Genomic DNA, 14317 nt, shown 5'->3' with positions numbered 1-14317 from the left:
TACCGGGCAGCCAAGGAGCCACCATGCCATCAAGCAAACGCGAGCAGGCGCGTCTCGAACGCCGCCTGGTCGCCAGCCTCACCGACGCCTGCGAAACCGCCAAGGCACAAATCGTCGGTTTCTCCTGGCTGACCCATGTGGTCGATTACGCGGCGTTTCCCGCCAGCCTGAGAGTGGTATGGGTATTCGACACCCAGGCCAGCAAGGCCCTGGCCCTGGCCTGCGGGCAGGGCGAGCGCATGCTCGAACTGACAGCCATGGCCCTGCATGACGCCGGCGTGGAGTTGCAGGCGCTGGCGGCCCATGTGCGGTACGACAGCGAAGAACAATGCCAGCGCATCAACGGCGGCAACTGGCAACAACGCCTGGCGCGGCTGGGCTGAGCGCCGCTGGCAAGCGCGGCTAAACGCCGCACCCGACCAAGGTCGCACACAACCTGTCATCCATTTGGCAGGAAGCGGGGCGCCTCGTTTTGCTACCATGCGTGGCTTTTACGGATGAGCCGCCTGGCGGCTCGTCTGGACTTTCGGCTCCTCAAAGGGCGGTAACGAATGAGTGTTTTGTTGAGTCGCCGCGAGGTGATTGCAGGTATGGGGGTGTTGGGTCTCGGTCTTCTGGCCGGCTGCGATACCCGGGGCCAGCTGTCGTACAAATATGGCAAGGATCTGAGCGACAAGATCATGGGCCGTACCTTCAAGCTGAAGGACACCGAGGGCAACGTCAGGACGCTCTCAAGCTATAGCGGCCTGATGCCGATGGTGTTCTTCGGTTTCACCCAGTGCCCGGCCATCTGCCCCACGACGCTGGCGCGCGCGGCCCAGGCCAAGAAACTGATGGGCCGCGACGGCGACCGCCTGCAGGTGATCTTCATCACCCTGGACCCCGAGCGGGATACCCCGGAGGTCCTCGACGCCTACGTCAAGGCCTTCGACCCGTCGTTCGTCGCGCTGTACGGCACGCTGGAGCAGACCGCGGCCACGGCCAAGGAATTCGACGTGTTCTACGAGAAGATCCCCAGCGGTTCGACCTACACCCTGTCCCACACCGCCACCAGTTTTGTCTACGACTCCCGGGGCACGTTGCGCCTGGGCTTGTCCCAATCGCTTACCGCGCAAGAGTGCGCGGAAGATCTACTGACCGTCATGGAGGTCTGCTGATGTACCCGGCCCTGAATAAAACCGCTATCGCCCAACGCGCCAAACGCATCCTGATCGGCCTGTCCCTGCTGGGCCTGGCGGGCCAGGCCGCGGCCCAGACCCAGGTCGACGACGCCTGGGTACGCGCCACCGTCGCCGGGCAACAGGCGACCGGGGCCTTCATGACCCTGACCGCCAGCGACGACAGCAAGCTGCTCAGCGTCGAGTCGCCAGTGGCCAAGATCGTGCAGATTCACCAGTCGAGCATGCACAACGATGTGATGAGCATGCGCCCGGCGGACTTCGTCGCGTTGCCGGCCGGCAAGGCCGTGGCCCTGGACCCCCACGGTTATCACGTGATGCTGATCGACCTGGTCGCCCAGGTGAAGGAAGGCGACAAGGTGCCGCTGACCCTGGTGGTGGAAAATGCCAAGGGCGAGAAAGAGTCGATCAAGGTCGAGGCCCAGGCCCGCGCCCTGAATATGCCTGACCACAGCAAGATGCAGCATTGATGGTTAGCGGCACCTGCGACGACCGGCAGCCAGGCTGAAGCATGGCCAAGGAAATCGACAACCCCTGCATCGCCGTTTGCCAGTTGAGCGGCGACCTGTGCCTGAGTTGCGGGCGCAGCAAGGACGACATCCGCCAATGGAAGCGCATGAAGCGCCCGGAAAAGATGGCGGCGGTGCAGCGGGCGAGCCAGCGCTTGAAGGCGCTGCGCAAGAAGGGCGGCGGCGCCAGCCGCTGATCTCCCCCCAGCCGGCCTCCAGCGCCGGCCTTCAGATTCCCGGCGTCTGCGCCGCACACTCCCGTAACCAGGCGATACAGGCCGAGACCCGTCGCGGCAGGGCCTCCAGGGTCGGGTGGACGATGTAGTAATCGTATTCGCCGCTGCGGGTAAACCCGGTGAAGGGCAGCACCAGCCGGCCTTGCCCGATCGCCTCGCTGACCAGATGCTCGCGCCCGATCGCCACGCCGGCATGGTGGATGGCGGCGGTGACGCAAAGGTCCGAGCGATCGAAAGTCACCCCGCGCTTCGGCATGGCCACATCATCGCCGTGCTGGCGAATCCACAGCGCCCATTCGGAATCGAAGGTGGCGTGGTCCCAGGCCAGCGAGTCATGCAGCAGGGTGCAGTGCTGCAGTTGCTCGACCACGCCGGTCAATCCATGGCGTTCGGCGTATTGCGGGCTGCACACCGGTGCGACCCGCTCCTGCATCAGCTTGTGCGCCACCAGCCCATGGAACTCGCCATTGCCGTAGTACAGCGCCAGGTCGATCTGCCGGGTGCGGAAGTCGATGCGGTCGTTGCCTACGCGCAGGTCGAGCCTGACCCCGGGAAAGCGCTGGCCGAACTCGGCCAGGCGCGGCACCAGCCAGGAATGGGCGATGGACGGGTGGGCGTACAGGGTCAGCGGCCCGGCCAGGTCGGCGTCGACCGGCTGGGCCAGGACTTCGGACAGCTCGCCCAGGGTCTGCTGGAGGATCGCAAAAATCCGTTCGCCGGCCTCGGTCAGCTCGACCCGCCGGGTCAGCCGGCGGAACAGCTGGATCGACAGCTCCGCCTCCAGCCGGGCGATGCGATGGCTGACCGCGCTGGCGGTCAGGCACAACTCATCGGCGGCCTTGCTGAAACTCAGGTGGCGGGCCGCGGCCTGGAAGGTGAACAGGTTCGAGAACTGGCTGCTGTTGAGCTTGGCATCCAGTCGGGGCGGTAGGTTGTACAAGCCGGCGCTTCTCCTGTCGGTCGGTTATGAGCCTTGCAGCACCCGGGCGCCTTGCGCCAGATAGGCCTGCATCTCGGTGTCCGGGACCATGCTGCCGCCCGTGGCCCAGACCAGGTGGGTGGCCCGGGCGTAAGCCGCGGCGCTCAGGCCGCTGCGCTGCAGGTATTGGTCACGCTGTGCCTGCACCCGGGCGATGCCTGGGACACCGGCCACCGCCGAGGGCTCCAGGTGCAGCTGTTGGTGCTTGGCCATCAACCAGACCAGGGCATGCAGTTCGTCATCGCTGACGGTGTAGTAACCCTCGATCAGCCGCTGCATGGCGCGGCCGACAAAACCCGAGGCGCGGCCGACGGCCAGGCCGTCGGCGGCGGTGAGGTTGTCGATGCCGAAGTCCTGCACCGACACCTCGTCATGCAGCCCGGTGTGTACCCCAAGCAGCATGCACGGCGAATGGGTGGGCTCGGCAAATATACAGTGAACGGCGTCGCCGAACGCCAGCTTCAAACCGAACGCCACGCCGCCAGGGCCGCCGCCGACACCGCAGGGCAGGTAGACGAACAGCGGGTGCTCGGCATCGACCCGGACCCCGGCCTGCGCCAGTTGCCGGCTCAGGCGTTCGGCGGCCACGGCGTAGCCGAGGAACAGGTCGGTGGAGTTTTCGTCATCGACGAAGTGGCAGGCCGGATCGGCGCTGGCCTGCTGGCGCCCCTGGGCCACGGCGATGCTGTAGTCGCTCTGGTATTCCATAACGTTCACGCCATGGGCGCGCAGCTTGTCCTTCTTCCATTGGCGGGCGTCGGCGGACATGTGCACCGTGACCTGGAAGCCCAGCCGGGCGCCCATCAGGCCGATGGACAGGCCCAGGTTGCCGGTGGAGCCGACGGCGATCCGGTAGTGGCTGAAGAACGCCCGGGCCTGGGGCGAGTCGAGCACGCTGTAGTCCTGGTCCGGGCGCAGCAGGCCGGCCTCCAGGGCCAGGCGTTCGGCGTGCTTGAGCACCTCGTAGATACCGCCGCGGGCCTTGATCGACCCCGAGATCGGCAGGTGGCTGTCCTGCTTGATCCACAGCGCGCCGGGCAGGGCTTGCCCGTAGCGGCTGGCCAGCACCGCCTGCAAGGCCGGCAGCGGCTGGATCGGCGATTCGAGAATGCCGTTGTTGGCCAAGGTCTCGGGAAAAGCCACGCGAAAATACGCGGCGAAACGCGCAAGGCGGGCGCTGGCGTCGGCCACGTCGGCGGCGCTCAGTGGCACGTCGCCCAGGCCATCGGCCAGGGGCGCTCGAATGGGGGTGAACCAGGTGGTTTCGCGCAACGCCATCAGCTCTTCGAGCAGCGGGAAGCGACGGGTCCAGGTAGCGAGTGGCTGGCCTGCGATCATGGGGAAGTCTCCTGTGGCAAAGGTTTAAACGAAATGAGAGAGGGCCAGGGTCAGCAGCAGGGCGACCACCGAGGCCAGGACCGTGGCGCTGGTGAAGGTCTTGAGGGCATCGGCCAGCGACACCCCGAGGTATTCCTTGACCACCCAGAAGGCCGAGTCGGTGACGTGGGTCCAGCCGATGGCCCCGGCGCCGATGGCGACCACGATGATCTCCTTGCTGTAGCCGGAGTCGACGCCCAGGGTCGGCAGCACGATGGCGGCGGCGCTCATCATGGCCACGGTCGCCGAGCCCACCGCGAAGTGCATCAGGCCCGCCACCAGCCAAGCCAGTACTACGGGGTTGATGTCCAGCCGGGTCAGGGAATCGGCCAGCACCTTGCCCACGCCGCTGTCGATCAGGATGCCGTTGAAGGCGCCGCCGGCACCGATGATCAGCAGGATGCTGGCCAGCGGCGGCAGGCTTTTCTGGGTGTGCCCCAGCAGGTCCTGCATGCCCAGGCCACGGCGCAGGCCCAGGGACCAGTAGGCGAAGACCACGGCGATCAGCAGCGCCACCAGCGGGTTGCCGAAGAACGACAGCAGCCCGGACAGCGTCGAGCCGGCGGGCAGGGCGCTGGCGAAGGTCTTGCCGATCATCAGCAGCAGCGGCAGCAAGATGGTCAGCAACGTCAGCCAGAAGCCCGGCAGCACTCGTTCGCCACGTGCCTCGCAGCGCTCCTCGAGGAAGGCCGCCTGCCAGGGTTCGGCCTGGCTGCGCGCCACCAGGCGGATCCACAGCGGCCCGGCGACGATGGCGGTGGGCAGGCCGACGATCAGGCCGTAGAGGATCACCTTGCCGACGTCGGCCCCCAGCAAGTGGGTGATGGCCATGGCCGCGGGGTGCGGCGGCAGCATGCAGTGCACGCACATCAGCGACACCGCCAGCGGCACGCCGAGGTGCAGCAGGTTGAGGCGGGTGGCCTTGGCCACCACGTACACCAGCGGAATCAGCAGGATGTAGCCGACCTCGAAGAACACCGGGATGCCGGCGATGAACCCCACCAGCATCATCACCCAGGAGGCGCGCCGCTCGCCCAGGGTGTCGAGCAAGGTCCGGGCGATGCGTTCGGCACCTCCGGACTCTTCGAGCATCTTGCCGAGGATGCTGCCCAGCCCGATGATCGCGGCGAGAAACCCCAGGGTATCGCCCAGGCCCTTCTGGAACGATTCGAGCATGGCATTCAAGGGCATCCCCGAGCCCATCCCCACCAGGCCGCAGGCGGCGATCAGCGCCAGAAAGGCATGCACCCTGAACCTGACAATCAACACCACGATCATCACGATCGCGGCCAATAACACCCACAGCAACGCGCCATTGCTTTGCATCGGCCAACCCTCTTATTGATTTTGTGACGGGGTCCGTCAAAGGACTTCGCGGGGCGAGAGTTAACGCTCGGCCGCGCGGGGCTGACAAAAGATCATTGCTCAGCAGATGGGTGATGCTGGGTCAGCTGTGGGCGCCGGTGGCGGGTGCGGTACAGCAAGGGATTGCGGCTGGCGGGAAGAATTTTTCACTGATGGCCTTTTGATGTTGCTCGCCACTCTCTAGAATCGCCGCGGCCACTCCAGCCATGGAGGCGCTTCGCTACCCAACCTAAGGAAACCGCAATGAAGATTGGAAAGATTCTGGGCCTGTCCCTGATGCTCGCGCTGACCGGTTGCGCCAGCTTCACCAAGGACGAAGTGGCTACGGTGGATCTGCCATCCATGTCCAGCTACGCTAACAAGCCGAATGTCTATGTGAGCTTCAACTTCTATCAGGGCGAGCCTCAAAGTGCTTCGGCCGTCGAAGTGCCGCAGGCGCGCGACATGCTCAAACCCCAGCTGCAAAAAATCTTGAGCGACTCCGGCCTTTTCGGTCGCGTGACCCTGGATGAGTTCCAGAAGCAACCGGGTGACTACAATCTGCGGCTGAAGGTCTACAACCATCCACCTGGTGGCGGGCAGATGGTCATGGCCTTTATCAGCGGCTTCACCTTCACCATCATCCCGACGATGGCAACCGATCAATACACTATGAGCCTCGAGGCGCTGGACCCGCAGGGCCAGGCTGTCAGCAGTTCCAGCAACCATGATGGGATCAATACCTGGATGGGCATCTGGTTCGTGCCGCTGATGGGCAATACCCCGAAGGCAGCGGTGAGCGATACCTTCACTCGGCAGGTCAATGCGCTGCTCAAGCAGATGGTCGAGCGCAACAGCCTGAAATATTCGGCGCTCGATTCCCGCGTGCCCCGGGTCTGAACCGAATAAAAAAGAGCCGCTTGAGCGGCTCTTTTTTTGTCCTTATTTCAGCGCCTGGATGAACTGCGGGTCGCTGTACAGGGCTTTCAGCAAATCACGCACCAGCGGGTTGTAGGCATTGGCGGCGTTGGGGATAGCGATGGGCCCGAAGAAGCTGCTACTCCATTGGCTGCTCACGGTCTGGGTCGACTCATATGCCACCTCGCTGCCCTTGAGCAGGGTGAAGCGCGCCGCAAGCTCGCCATGACCGCTGGCCACTCCGGCGCTCAGTTCGTTCTTCAGCACCAGCACCTGCAGGTGCCGTTGCGCTTGCGGGTCCAGCAGGCCGGCGCGGCGCAGCTCTTCGTTGATGGCGTCCTGAATATGCAAGGGGATGCTGCCGCTGGGCGAACGGATCGGATTGGCGCGGACCGACAGCGAACCCTGGCCGGCCGCCGCCGTTACCTGTGTATCGCTGATCGTGTGCAGAGGCGGGCTCTGCTTGAGTCGTTGGACGTTGTCGTAACTCGGTTCATAGCGCGTCATGGTCATGCCACAGCCTTGCAGCAACAGCGCGAGCAGAGGAACGAACAGCAGGGATTTTTTCACGGCATTTCCTTGCGTGAGGGGATTGGTGGGGCGGGATTATCGAATGATGTCAATTTGATATCAATGTTGTAAGGAATGATCCTGGAAAACCCTTTGTCGCCTGCGCCCTGAATTTTCCCGGCGCCCCCCAGAAACCCGCCAGAGCAGCTTTACTTGTCCAGGCAAGTCGCGCCTGTAGATGGCCGTTCGGCCGCTGCATTCTGCCCGGGACCGGCATTGCGAGAAGGACACGGAGTGTCGTTCAACCCCGTACCAGACCCTTGTCGCCCCCTGACATGAACGCCTGTTGGAGCAGTCGTTTGCTGGCCAGTACCTCATCGCGGTCTGGTCGCGCCCGTGCCATCGCAGCCCGGGCGCCGCCTCTTTAAAGGAGTAAAGACATGACTCTGTACGACAAACAGCTCAACAACCCCAAACAGCCGTCGCGCCAGGCACGCCTGGAAAGCACCGGCGCCGAACGCCTGACGCTGGCCAACGCCGGGCCGATCCAGATGGGCTTCTGGGTGCCCAACCGGGTATGGGCCACGGCCAAATTCCTGGTGCCGCTGCGCAACCTGATCGCCGAGAAGAAAAAGGCCGGCACCCTGACCCCGATGCGCACGCAAATCATCGAGTTCAAGACCTGGGTCACCCACAACAGCGTGTACCGCATGTGGGTCAACTCGATGATCGAACAGTCGAACGCCTACGTGGCGACCCTGGACGAGGCGACCAAGGAGCAGATCAAGGACACGGACGGCGATGCGCTGTGGATCGCCGGCTACGACAGCTTCTTCGAGATCCTCAACGAGATCATCAGCACCTCCTCGTCGTTCAACACCACGGCCCAGGTCGGTACGCCGATGAACGCTTTCCTGGCGGTGTCGATGGGCACCGAGGCGGGTGTCGCGCTGTTCCATGACACGACCTTCAACCAGCAGTTCAAGAAGGTCCTCAATGCCTGGAACGCCTTCCTCAAGAGCAGCGCTTCCCTCGACAAGCTGGACATCAACGACCCGGAAAAAGAGGGCTCGTGGATCTCCGCGGCGGCCCATGAGGCCGGGGTCTGGACGCAGATGGAGCATGACCCGAACCTGCCCGGCTACGGCTTCGATTCCTGGAACGCGTTTTTCATCCGCAGGTTCGTGCCCGGCGCGCGGCCGTTCCAGGGCAACCCGCTGACCCAGGTCGATATCGGCTGCGAGACCACGCCCTGGCAGTACGAAAACGATGTGGCGTTCGAGACCGAGTTCTGGATCAAGGACGTCAATTACTCGCTGCTCGATCTGTTCGGCGGCCAGGAGCAGTGGGCCGCGCCGTTCCAGGGTGGGCAGGCTTACCAGGGCTTCCTGTCGGCGACCCACTATCACCGCTGGAACGCCCCGCTCGATGGCAAGCTGGTGCGCTCCTGGGTGCAGCCGGGCACCTATTTCGCCCAGCGTCCGGCCCAGGGCGAAGACGAGGGCACCTGGGAGGGCACCGAGTCGCAGCCGTACCTGGGGCATGTCGCCGCCCGGGCGATCTTTGTCTTCGAGCACCCGACCTGCGGTTATGTCGCGCTGATCTGCATCGGCATGGTCGAGGTCTCGACCTGCGTGATCGAGCCGCCGTTCATCGTCGACCAAGGCGCGGCACCGGTGAACATCACCCGTGGCACCGAGATCGGGCATTTCGAGTTCGGCGGTTCGACCCACATGATGATCTTCCAGAAGGGCCGGGTGCAGTTGGAGGACTGGGCGGTGAACGCGGTCGCGCACCAGAACGACCCGCAACCGACGCCCATGGGCACGGTGATCGCCACCGCGTTGCTGAACAAGGGCTGAGCCGCCGAGCACAAGCGACGGCGCGCTCGCGCCGTCACCTGCAAACCGCTGTCAGCCGCTGGCCTGGACCAGGTACTTGTGGAACCACGCCAGCGTCCGGTCCCAGGCCAGGGTGGCCGCCGCCTCGTCGTAGCGCGGGGTCGAGTCGTTGTGAAAACCGTGGTTCACCCCGGGGTAGATGTAGGCTTCGTAGGTCTTGCCCGCGGCTTTCAGCGCCTGCTCGTAGGCCGGCCAGCCTTCGTTGATGCGGGTGTCCAGTTCGGCGTAGTGCAGCAGCAGTGGCGCCTGGATCCGTTCGACTTCCGCGCTGTCCGGCTGGCGCCCGTAGAAGGGCACCGCCGCCGCCAGTTCCGGGTAGGCCACGGCCGCGGCATTGGCCACGCCACCGCCATAACAGAAGCCGGTGATACCGACCTTGCCGGTGCTGGCGTCGTGCTCGAGCAGCCATTGTACGGCGGCGAAAAAGTCGTTCATCAGCTTTTCCGGATTGACCTTCTGTTGCAGTTCACGGCCTTTGTCGTCGTTGCCCGGGTAGCCGCCGACCGATGTCAGGCCGTCGGGGGCCAGGGCGATGAAGCCGGCCTTGGCCAGGCGCCGCGCAACGTCTTCGATGTACGGGTTGAGCCCGCGGTTTTCATGGGCCACCACCACCGCCGGCAACTTGCCTTCGGTTTTCGCCGGGCGCACCAGGTAACCCCTGACCTGTTCGTGGCCCTTGGGCGAGGGGTAGGTGATGTATTCGGCGACGATCGCCGGGTCGGTGAACGACACCTGTTCGGCCAGGGCGTAGTTCGGCGTCAGGGCGGCGAGGGTGGCGCTGGCGGTCAGCCCGACCAGGGTGAAGGCCGCCGCCCGGTCGAGAAACTCGCGGCGGCTGATCTTGCCGTGGGCGTAGTAGTCGTAGAGCTCGAGCAGCTCGGGGGCGAAGTCTTTGGCACTGAGACGTTGCATCGCGCGTTATCTCCTCACTCATGGGCGTCCGGGTGCCCCATGACTTGTGGGCGGGACGAATTCGCCCCGGTTGCCTCAGTAAAGCAAGCCTGGGCCCGGGCGGCCAATGCGCAGGGCCGGCGTTGTGTTTGGGCAAAGCCTTGGCTAATCTCGCATAAACACGCAAAAACAGGCATAACCATGCAAAACCAGCATTCCATCGCCGAACTGCCCCATGTGCGTCGGCAGAAGATCCTGTTGCTGCTCGAACGCGACGGCAAGGTCATGGCGTCCGAGCTGGGCCAGCATTTCGCGGTTTCCGAGGACACCATCCGCCGCGACCTGGCGGAGCTGGCCGATGCCGGGTTGCTGCAACGGGTGCACGGCGGCGCGCTGCCACGGCCCAAGGACACTGGCAAGGATGTGTTCACCCGCCTGGGCGAAAGCAGCGAGGTCAAGCGCCACCTGGCCAGGCTCGGCGCGCAGCGGGTGCAGGAAGGGCAGATCGTGATGTTCGACTCGGGCTCGACCACGCTGCTGATCGCCCAGTCGCTACCTGCCGATATCGGCATCACCGCGGTCACCGCCTCGCCGCTGATCGCTGTCGCCCTGGCCGAATACCCGCGCAGCCAGGTGATTCTCGCCGGCGGCCGGCTCAACCCGGCGACCCTGTCTTCCGGCGGCCACGAGGCGGTACGCCTGATCCAGGGCATCCGTGCCGACCTGCTGTTCACCGGGGTGTGCGCGATTCACCCGGAGGTCGGCATCACCTCGCTGCACTTCGACGAGGTGCCGGTGAAACAGGCCTTGCTCGACAGCGCTTCCCAGGTCATCGCGGTGACCACCGCCGACAAGCTCGGCGCGGTGGAACCCTTCGCCGTGGCGCCGTGCAATCGCCTGCATACGCTGATCACCGAGCAGCACCTGGCCTCGGGCAGCATCGAGGACTACCGGCGTCTGGGCATCGAGGTGGTGCAGGCGCCGGTGTGACGGCGGGGCCGCTTCAGGGTACTTTCTCTGCCCATGAGCCTCGCCAACAGGACAGCGTGTCGCCATGAAACCGAGCTTCGAGCAGATCCCCACCACGGCCACCGCCTCCTGGTCGATGCTCGATCGGCGCCTGCCCGAGGAAATTCCCTTCGAATGGCACCACCACCCCGAATACGAACTGACCCTGACCCTCAACAGTCGCGGGCAGCGCTATATCAGCGGCGATGTGCGTGCCTATGACGATTGCGACCTGGTGCTGGTGGGACCGAACGTGCCCCACAGCTGGAGTTCGCAGCAGCGGATCGACCCGCGCCAGCCCCATGTCGCCCTGGTGATCTGGTTTTCCGAAGCCTGGGCGACTGCCCTGGTCGAGCTGTTTGCGGAAATGGCCGGCCTGCGCGCCCTGCTGGCCGCGGCCCGGGGGGCCGTGCAGTTCAGCGGCGAGGCCGCGCGGGAGTCTCGCCCGCTGATCGAGGCGATGGTCGCCCAGGATGAACCGACGCGCCTGGTGTCGTTGCTGGCCTTGTTGACCCGCCTGAGTCGCGACCGTGGCGCCGAGAAGATCCTGCCGGCCGCCGCCGGGCCGGCGGTGATCGAGGACGGGCGTCTGCAGCGGGTGCTGGAGCATATTCACGCGCATTACTGTCAAGCGCTGAGCATCGCCGAGCTGGCGCGGATGGCCTGTGTCAGCGTCTCGGCGTTTCACCGGATGTTCCGCCGCCATACCCGGGCGACGCCCCTGGAGTACATCGCCCGCCTGCGCATCGGCCGTGCCTGCGCGCTGCTGGTGCAAGGGCCGCAGACCCCGGTGACCCAGGTTGCCGAGGCCGTGGGCTATGGCTCGCTGGCCCTGTTCAATCGCCAGTTCAAGGCCCGGCAGGGCATGACCCCTTCGGCTTTCCGCCAGCGCCACCGCGCGCATTTCCAGTGACAGCATCCTGCTGCCAGCGGTGCTGGAAACGCCATAATCATATCGGTCGACGCGCCAAACCCCACTGCCTGCGGCCAGGGCCCTGGGGTTTCATGGCAACAGCGCGGCGCCATGCTCGCGCTTCTCCCGACCCGAACGACACAGGCCATGACCATGAATCCTTACGCTGCCTTCCACTGCCAGACCCTACCCGACAACTACCGTGAGCACATAGTGCGGATGAAGCGCGCCCTGCGTGCGCGGATCGGCGACGTGCAGTCGCTGTTCGCCGAGGTCAGCGCCTTTATCGAGCAGGAGATCGCCTCGATCGATGCCCAGGGCGGCCAGGCCTGGCCGCAGCTGGACTATGCGCAGATCGCCGCCGGCCGGGTCAGCGCCGAACAGCGCGCGGCGATCCACCGGCGCGGCTGCGTGGTGGTGCGCGGGCATTTCGCCCGGGACACCGTCAGCGCCTGGGACCAGGATCTGCTGGGCTATCTGGCGCGCAATGATTTCAAGCGGATCTACCGCGGCCCGGTCGACCGTTTCTTCGGCAACCTGGAGGCCTCGCGGCCGCAGATCTTGCCGATCTACTGGTCACGGGCGCAGATGCAGTTGCGCCAGCACGAGCGCATGGCCCGGGTGCAGGTCTTTCTCAATCGGCTGTGGAAGAGCGAGTCCCAGGGCCGGCAATGGTTCGACCCGCAGGTGAATGCGCTGTACCCCGACCGGGTCCGGCGCCGGCCGCCGGGCACCCGTTCCGGAGGGCTGGGCCCGCACACCGATTCCGGCGCCCTGGAGCGCTGGCTGCACCCGGCCTACCTGAAGGTCTTCGACAGCCTCTACCGCAATGACTTCGCGGCCTACGACCCCTGGGACGCGGCGCATCGCACCGAGGTCGACGAGTACGCTTACCGCGACACGGTGACGTGCTCGGTGTTCAGGACCTTCCAGGGCTGGACCGCGCTGTCGGACATGCGCGCCGACCAGGGCGTGCTGCACTGCGTGCCGATTCCCAAGGCCATGGCCTACCTGCTGTTGCGCCCGTTGCTCGACGACGTGCCGGAAGATGAATTGTGCGGCGTGGCGCCGGGCCAGGTGTTACCGGTTTCCCGGCAATGGCACCCGCTGTTGATGCAGGCCTTGCGGCCGATCCCCGAGGTGCGCGCCGGCGATTCGGTGTGGTGGCATTGCGACCTGATCCACAGCGTGGCCGCTGTGGAAAACCAGCAGGGCTGGGGCAATGTGATGTACGTGCCGGCGGCGCCCATGTGCGCGAAAAACCAGGCTTACGCCAAGGCGGTGTATGGCGCCTTCGAGCGGGGCGTATCGCCGCCGGACTTTCCCCGGGAAGACTATGAAAGCACCTGGCAGGGCCGGTTCGGCCCCGAGGAGCTGAACGCCATCGGCCGGCGCGGCCTGGGGCTGGAGTGACCCCCCGGGCTGCCGGTGCTCAGGCCGAGGGCGGTGGTGTTTGTTGCTGGGGGGCCGGGCGAGGGATGCCGGGCTTATTCGCCCCGGCGGAATACCAGCGCCTTCAAGCCGCTCTCGATATCGCTATCGGGAAACTCCGGCGGGTTGTCCAGGCGTTGCTCGAAGCGCAGGCCCGGGGCTTCGCGGGTGACGCCGTCGATCAGGAAGTCCGAGCCAACGGCCGGGTCGTTCATGCAGGCCAGCACGCAGCCGTCGGCCGTGAGCAATTCCGGCAGGCGTCGCAGTACCCGGGCGTAGTCCTTGGTCAGCAGGAAGCTGCCTTTCTGGAACGAAGGCGGATCGATGATCACCAGGTCGTAGGGGCCGCCGCTTTTCACCTTGCTCCAGGACTTGAACAGGTCGTGGCCGAGAAAGCTCACCCGGCTCAGGTCGTGGCCGTTGAGCCGGTGGTTGTCGCGGCCACGGCTCAGGGCCGCGCGCGACATGTCGAGGTTGACCACATGGGTCGCGCCACCTTCGATGGCCGCCACCGAGAAGCCGCAGGTGTAGGCGAACAGGTTCAGCACGCGCTTGCCCCGGGCATTGGCGCGCACCCAGTTGCGACCGTAGCGCATGTCGAGAAACAGGCCGTTGTTCTGCTTCTGGCCCAGGTCCACCCGATAGCGCAGGCCTTCCTCGACCAGGGTCCATTCATCGATAGGTTCGCCCACCAGCCAGTCCACCGGGCTTTGCAGCTGATAACGGTGTTGCAGCAGCAGGGTATGGGCGCCACAGGCCTGCCACTGCGGCGAGGTGCTGAGTGCCAGCAGCAACTGCTTGAGCGCTCCCAACTGCTGCGGCTCCGGCTCCTTGAACAGCGCCACCAGCACCACGCCCTGCAGCCAGTCCACGGTCACTTGCTCCAGCCCCGGCCAGCAACGCCCGCGGCCATGGAACAGGCGCCGGGTTTCCGCGGGAGCGCAGGCCAGGGCTGTCAGCAGGTGATGGTGCAGGATGGAGAGGGCGTCGGGGTTCATCGCAGGAGGGCCGGAAATAAAAGGGCGGGCATTTTAAACACAAATGCCGCGTGGGGAACGCGGCAAGTCAGTGGCCGGCACCCGTGCCGATGGCCGGGGGCTATGTCGAGCGGGGCTGCCGATC

15 protein-coding genes are annotated in these 14317 nt (G+C 65.4%); 9 read left to right on the top strand and 6 right to left on the bottom strand.

Annotated elements, in window-relative coordinates; all coding sequences use genetic code 11:
- Positions 1-23: 23 nt before the first annotated feature.
- From PMI20_RS18725 to PMI20_RS18710, 4 genes are all read left to right on the top strand, one after another.
- Entirely contained in the window at positions 24-383 is a 360-nt protein-coding gene (locus PMI20_RS18725) for a hypothetical protein (protein WP_007924887.1), read from the top strand.
- Between the two features lie 168 nt (positions 384-551).
- A complete protein-coding gene (locus PMI20_RS18720; protein WP_007924889.1) occupies positions 552-1157 on the top strand; it encodes an SCO family protein in 606 nt (201 codons plus the stop codon).
- Complete coding sequence (locus PMI20_RS18715) at positions 1157-1648, top strand: copper chaperone PCu(A)C (RefSeq protein WP_007924890.1); 492 nt, start codon at positions 1157-1159, stop codon at positions 1646-1648. The genes PMI20_RS18720 and PMI20_RS18715 overlap by 1 nt, the downstream gene beginning before the upstream one ends.
- A 41-nt stretch (positions 1649-1689) precedes the next feature.
- Complete coding sequence (locus PMI20_RS18710) at positions 1690-1884, top strand: DUF1289 domain-containing protein (protein ID WP_007924891.1); 195 nt, start codon at positions 1690-1692, stop codon at positions 1882-1884.
- A 31-nt stretch (positions 1885-1915) separates the two neighbouring features.
- Here the strand turns inward: PMI20_RS18710 and dsdC are convergent, their stop codons facing one another.
- From dsdC to PMI20_RS18695, 3 genes are read right to left on the bottom strand one after another with little or no spacing between them, the layout of a single operon-like run.
- Positions 1916-2863, bottom strand: coding sequence for a DNA-binding transcriptional regulator DsdC (gene dsdC, locus PMI20_RS18705; protein ID WP_007924892.1), 948 nt, complete (start codon positions 2861-2863; stop codon positions 1916-1918).
- A gap of 24 nt (positions 2864-2887) precedes the next feature.
- Positions 2888-4240: a D-serine ammonia-lyase gene (gene dsdA, locus PMI20_RS18700; protein ID WP_007924893.1), complete on the bottom strand. Its 1353-nt coding sequence runs from the start codon at positions 4238-4240 to the stop codon at positions 2888-2890.
- Positions 4241-4264: 24 nt separating this feature from the next.
- Positions 4265-5605, bottom strand: coding sequence for a GntT/GntP/DsdX family permease (locus tag PMI20_RS18695; protein ID WP_007924894.1), 1341 nt, complete (start codon positions 5603-5605; stop codon positions 4265-4267).
- 282 nt (positions 5606-5887) lie between these two features.
- Here PMI20_RS18695 and PMI20_RS18690 point away from each other — a divergent pair, with 282 nt between their 5' ends.
- Positions 5888-6523 (top strand): hypothetical protein, encoded by a 636-nt coding sequence (locus PMI20_RS18690; protein WP_007924896.1) that lies wholly within the window; start codon positions 5888-5890, stop codon positions 6521-6523.
- 42 nt (positions 6524-6565) lie between these two features.
- Here PMI20_RS18690 and PMI20_RS18685 read toward each other — a convergent pair whose 3' ends face one another.
- The gene (locus tag PMI20_RS18685) at positions 6566-7111 is read right to left on the bottom strand and encodes a hypothetical protein (RefSeq protein ID WP_007924898.1); all 546 of its coding nucleotides are present in this window, start codon (positions 7109-7111) and stop codon (positions 6566-6568) included.
- Positions 7112-7491: 380 nt separating this feature from the next.
- On the opposite strand from PMI20_RS18685, the gene PMI20_RS18680 reads away from it, so the two are divergent.
- On the top strand, positions 7492-8913 hold the full coding sequence (locus PMI20_RS18680) for a phosphatidylserine decarboxylase family protein (RefSeq protein ID WP_007924899.1): 1422 nt from the start codon (positions 7492-7494) through the stop codon (positions 8911-8913).
- Positions 8914-8964: 51 nt separating this feature from the next.
- Here the strand turns inward: PMI20_RS18680 and yghX are convergent, their stop codons facing one another.
- Positions 8965-9864, bottom strand: coding sequence for a YghX family hydrolase (gene yghX / locus PMI20_RS18675; RefSeq protein WP_007924901.1), 900 nt, complete (start codon positions 9862-9864; stop codon positions 8965-8967).
- 180 nt (positions 9865-10044) lie between these two features.
- On the opposite strand from yghX, the gene PMI20_RS18670 reads away from it, so the two are divergent.
- From PMI20_RS18670 to PMI20_RS18660, 3 genes are all read left to right on the top strand, one after another.
- Positions 10045-10833 carry a DeoR/GlpR family DNA-binding transcription regulator gene (locus tag PMI20_RS18670; protein ID WP_007924902.1) on the top strand — a complete coding sequence of 263 codons (789 nt, stop codon included), beginning with the start codon at positions 10045-10047 and terminating at the stop codon, positions 10831-10833.
- A 64-nt stretch (positions 10834-10897) separates the two neighbouring features.
- The gene (locus tag PMI20_RS18665; RefSeq protein WP_007924904.1) at positions 10898-11764 is read left to right on the top strand and encodes a helix-turn-helix domain-containing protein; all 867 of its coding nucleotides are present in this window, start codon (positions 10898-10900) and stop codon (positions 11762-11764) included.
- Between the two features lie 153 nt (positions 11765-11917).
- Positions 11918-13177, top strand: a complete 1260-nt coding sequence (locus PMI20_RS18660; RefSeq protein ID WP_007924906.1) for a DUF1479 domain-containing protein — start codon at positions 11918-11920, stop codon at positions 13175-13177.
- Positions 13178-13251: 74 nt separating this feature from the next.
- On the opposite strand, the gene PMI20_RS18655 is transcribed toward PMI20_RS18660, so the two are convergent.
- On the bottom strand, positions 13252-14193 hold the full coding sequence (locus PMI20_RS18655; protein ID WP_007924908.1) for a class I SAM-dependent methyltransferase: 942 nt from the start codon (positions 14191-14193) through the stop codon (positions 13252-13254).
- Positions 14194-14317 lie beyond the last annotated feature (124 nt).

Source organism: Pseudomonas sp. GM17, assembly GCF_000282175.2.
Classification (GTDB): Bacteria; Pseudomonadota; Gammaproteobacteria; order Pseudomonadales; family Pseudomonadaceae; genus Aquipseudomonas; species Aquipseudomonas chlororaphis.
The sequence above is the reverse complement of the archived record's forward strand: the minus strand, read 5'-3'. Positions and strand labels throughout refer to the sequence as shown.

What these genes read in the sequence shown, in the direction of transcription:
- PMI20_RS18725 (WP_007924887.1), top strand. Translation starts at nt 24, where the DNA reads ATGCCATCAAGCAAACGCGAGCAGGCGCGTCTCGAACGCCGCCTGGTC.
- PMI20_RS18720 (WP_007924889.1), top strand. Translation starts at nt 552, where the DNA reads ATGAGTGTTTTGTTGAGTCGCCGCGAGGTGATTGCAGGTATGGGGGTG.
- PMI20_RS18715 (WP_007924890.1), top strand. Translation starts at nt 1,157, where the DNA reads ATGTACCCGGCCCTGAATAAAACCGCTATCGCCCAACGCGCCAAACGC.
- PMI20_RS18710 (WP_007924891.1), top strand. Translation starts at nt 1,690, where the DNA reads ATGGCCAAGGAAATCGACAACCCCTGCATCGCCGTTTGCCAGTTGAGC.
- dsdA (WP_007924893.1), bottom strand. Translation starts at nt 4,240, where the DNA reads ATGATCGCAGGCCAGCCACTCGCTACCTGGACCCGTCGCTTCCCGCTG.
- PMI20_RS18695 (WP_007924894.1), bottom strand. Translation starts at nt 5,605, where the DNA reads ATGCAAAGCAATGGCGCGTTGCTGTGGGTGTTATTGGCCGCGATCGTG.
- PMI20_RS18690 (WP_007924896.1), top strand. Translation starts at nt 5,888, where the DNA reads ATGAAGATTGGAAAGATTCTGGGCCTGTCCCTGATGCTCGCGCTGACC.
- PMI20_RS18680 (WP_007924899.1), top strand. Translation starts at nt 7,492, where the DNA reads ATGACTCTGTACGACAAACAGCTCAACAACCCCAAACAGCCGTCGCGC.
- yghX (WP_007924901.1), bottom strand. Translation starts at nt 9,864, where the DNA reads ATGCAACGTCTCAGTGCCAAAGACTTCGCCCCCGAGCTGCTCGAGCTC.
- PMI20_RS18670 (WP_007924902.1), top strand. Translation starts at nt 10,045, where the DNA reads ATGCAAAACCAGCATTCCATCGCCGAACTGCCCCATGTGCGTCGGCAG.
- PMI20_RS18665 (WP_007924904.1), top strand. Translation starts at nt 10,898, where the DNA reads ATGAAACCGAGCTTCGAGCAGATCCCCACCACGGCCACCGCCTCCTGG.
- PMI20_RS18660 (WP_007924906.1), top strand. Translation starts at nt 11,918, where the DNA reads ATGAATCCTTACGCTGCCTTCCACTGCCAGACCCTACCCGACAACTAC.
- PMI20_RS18655 (WP_007924908.1), bottom strand. Translation starts at nt 14,193, where the DNA reads ATGAACCCCGACGCCCTCTCCATCCTGCACCATCACCTGCTGACAGCC.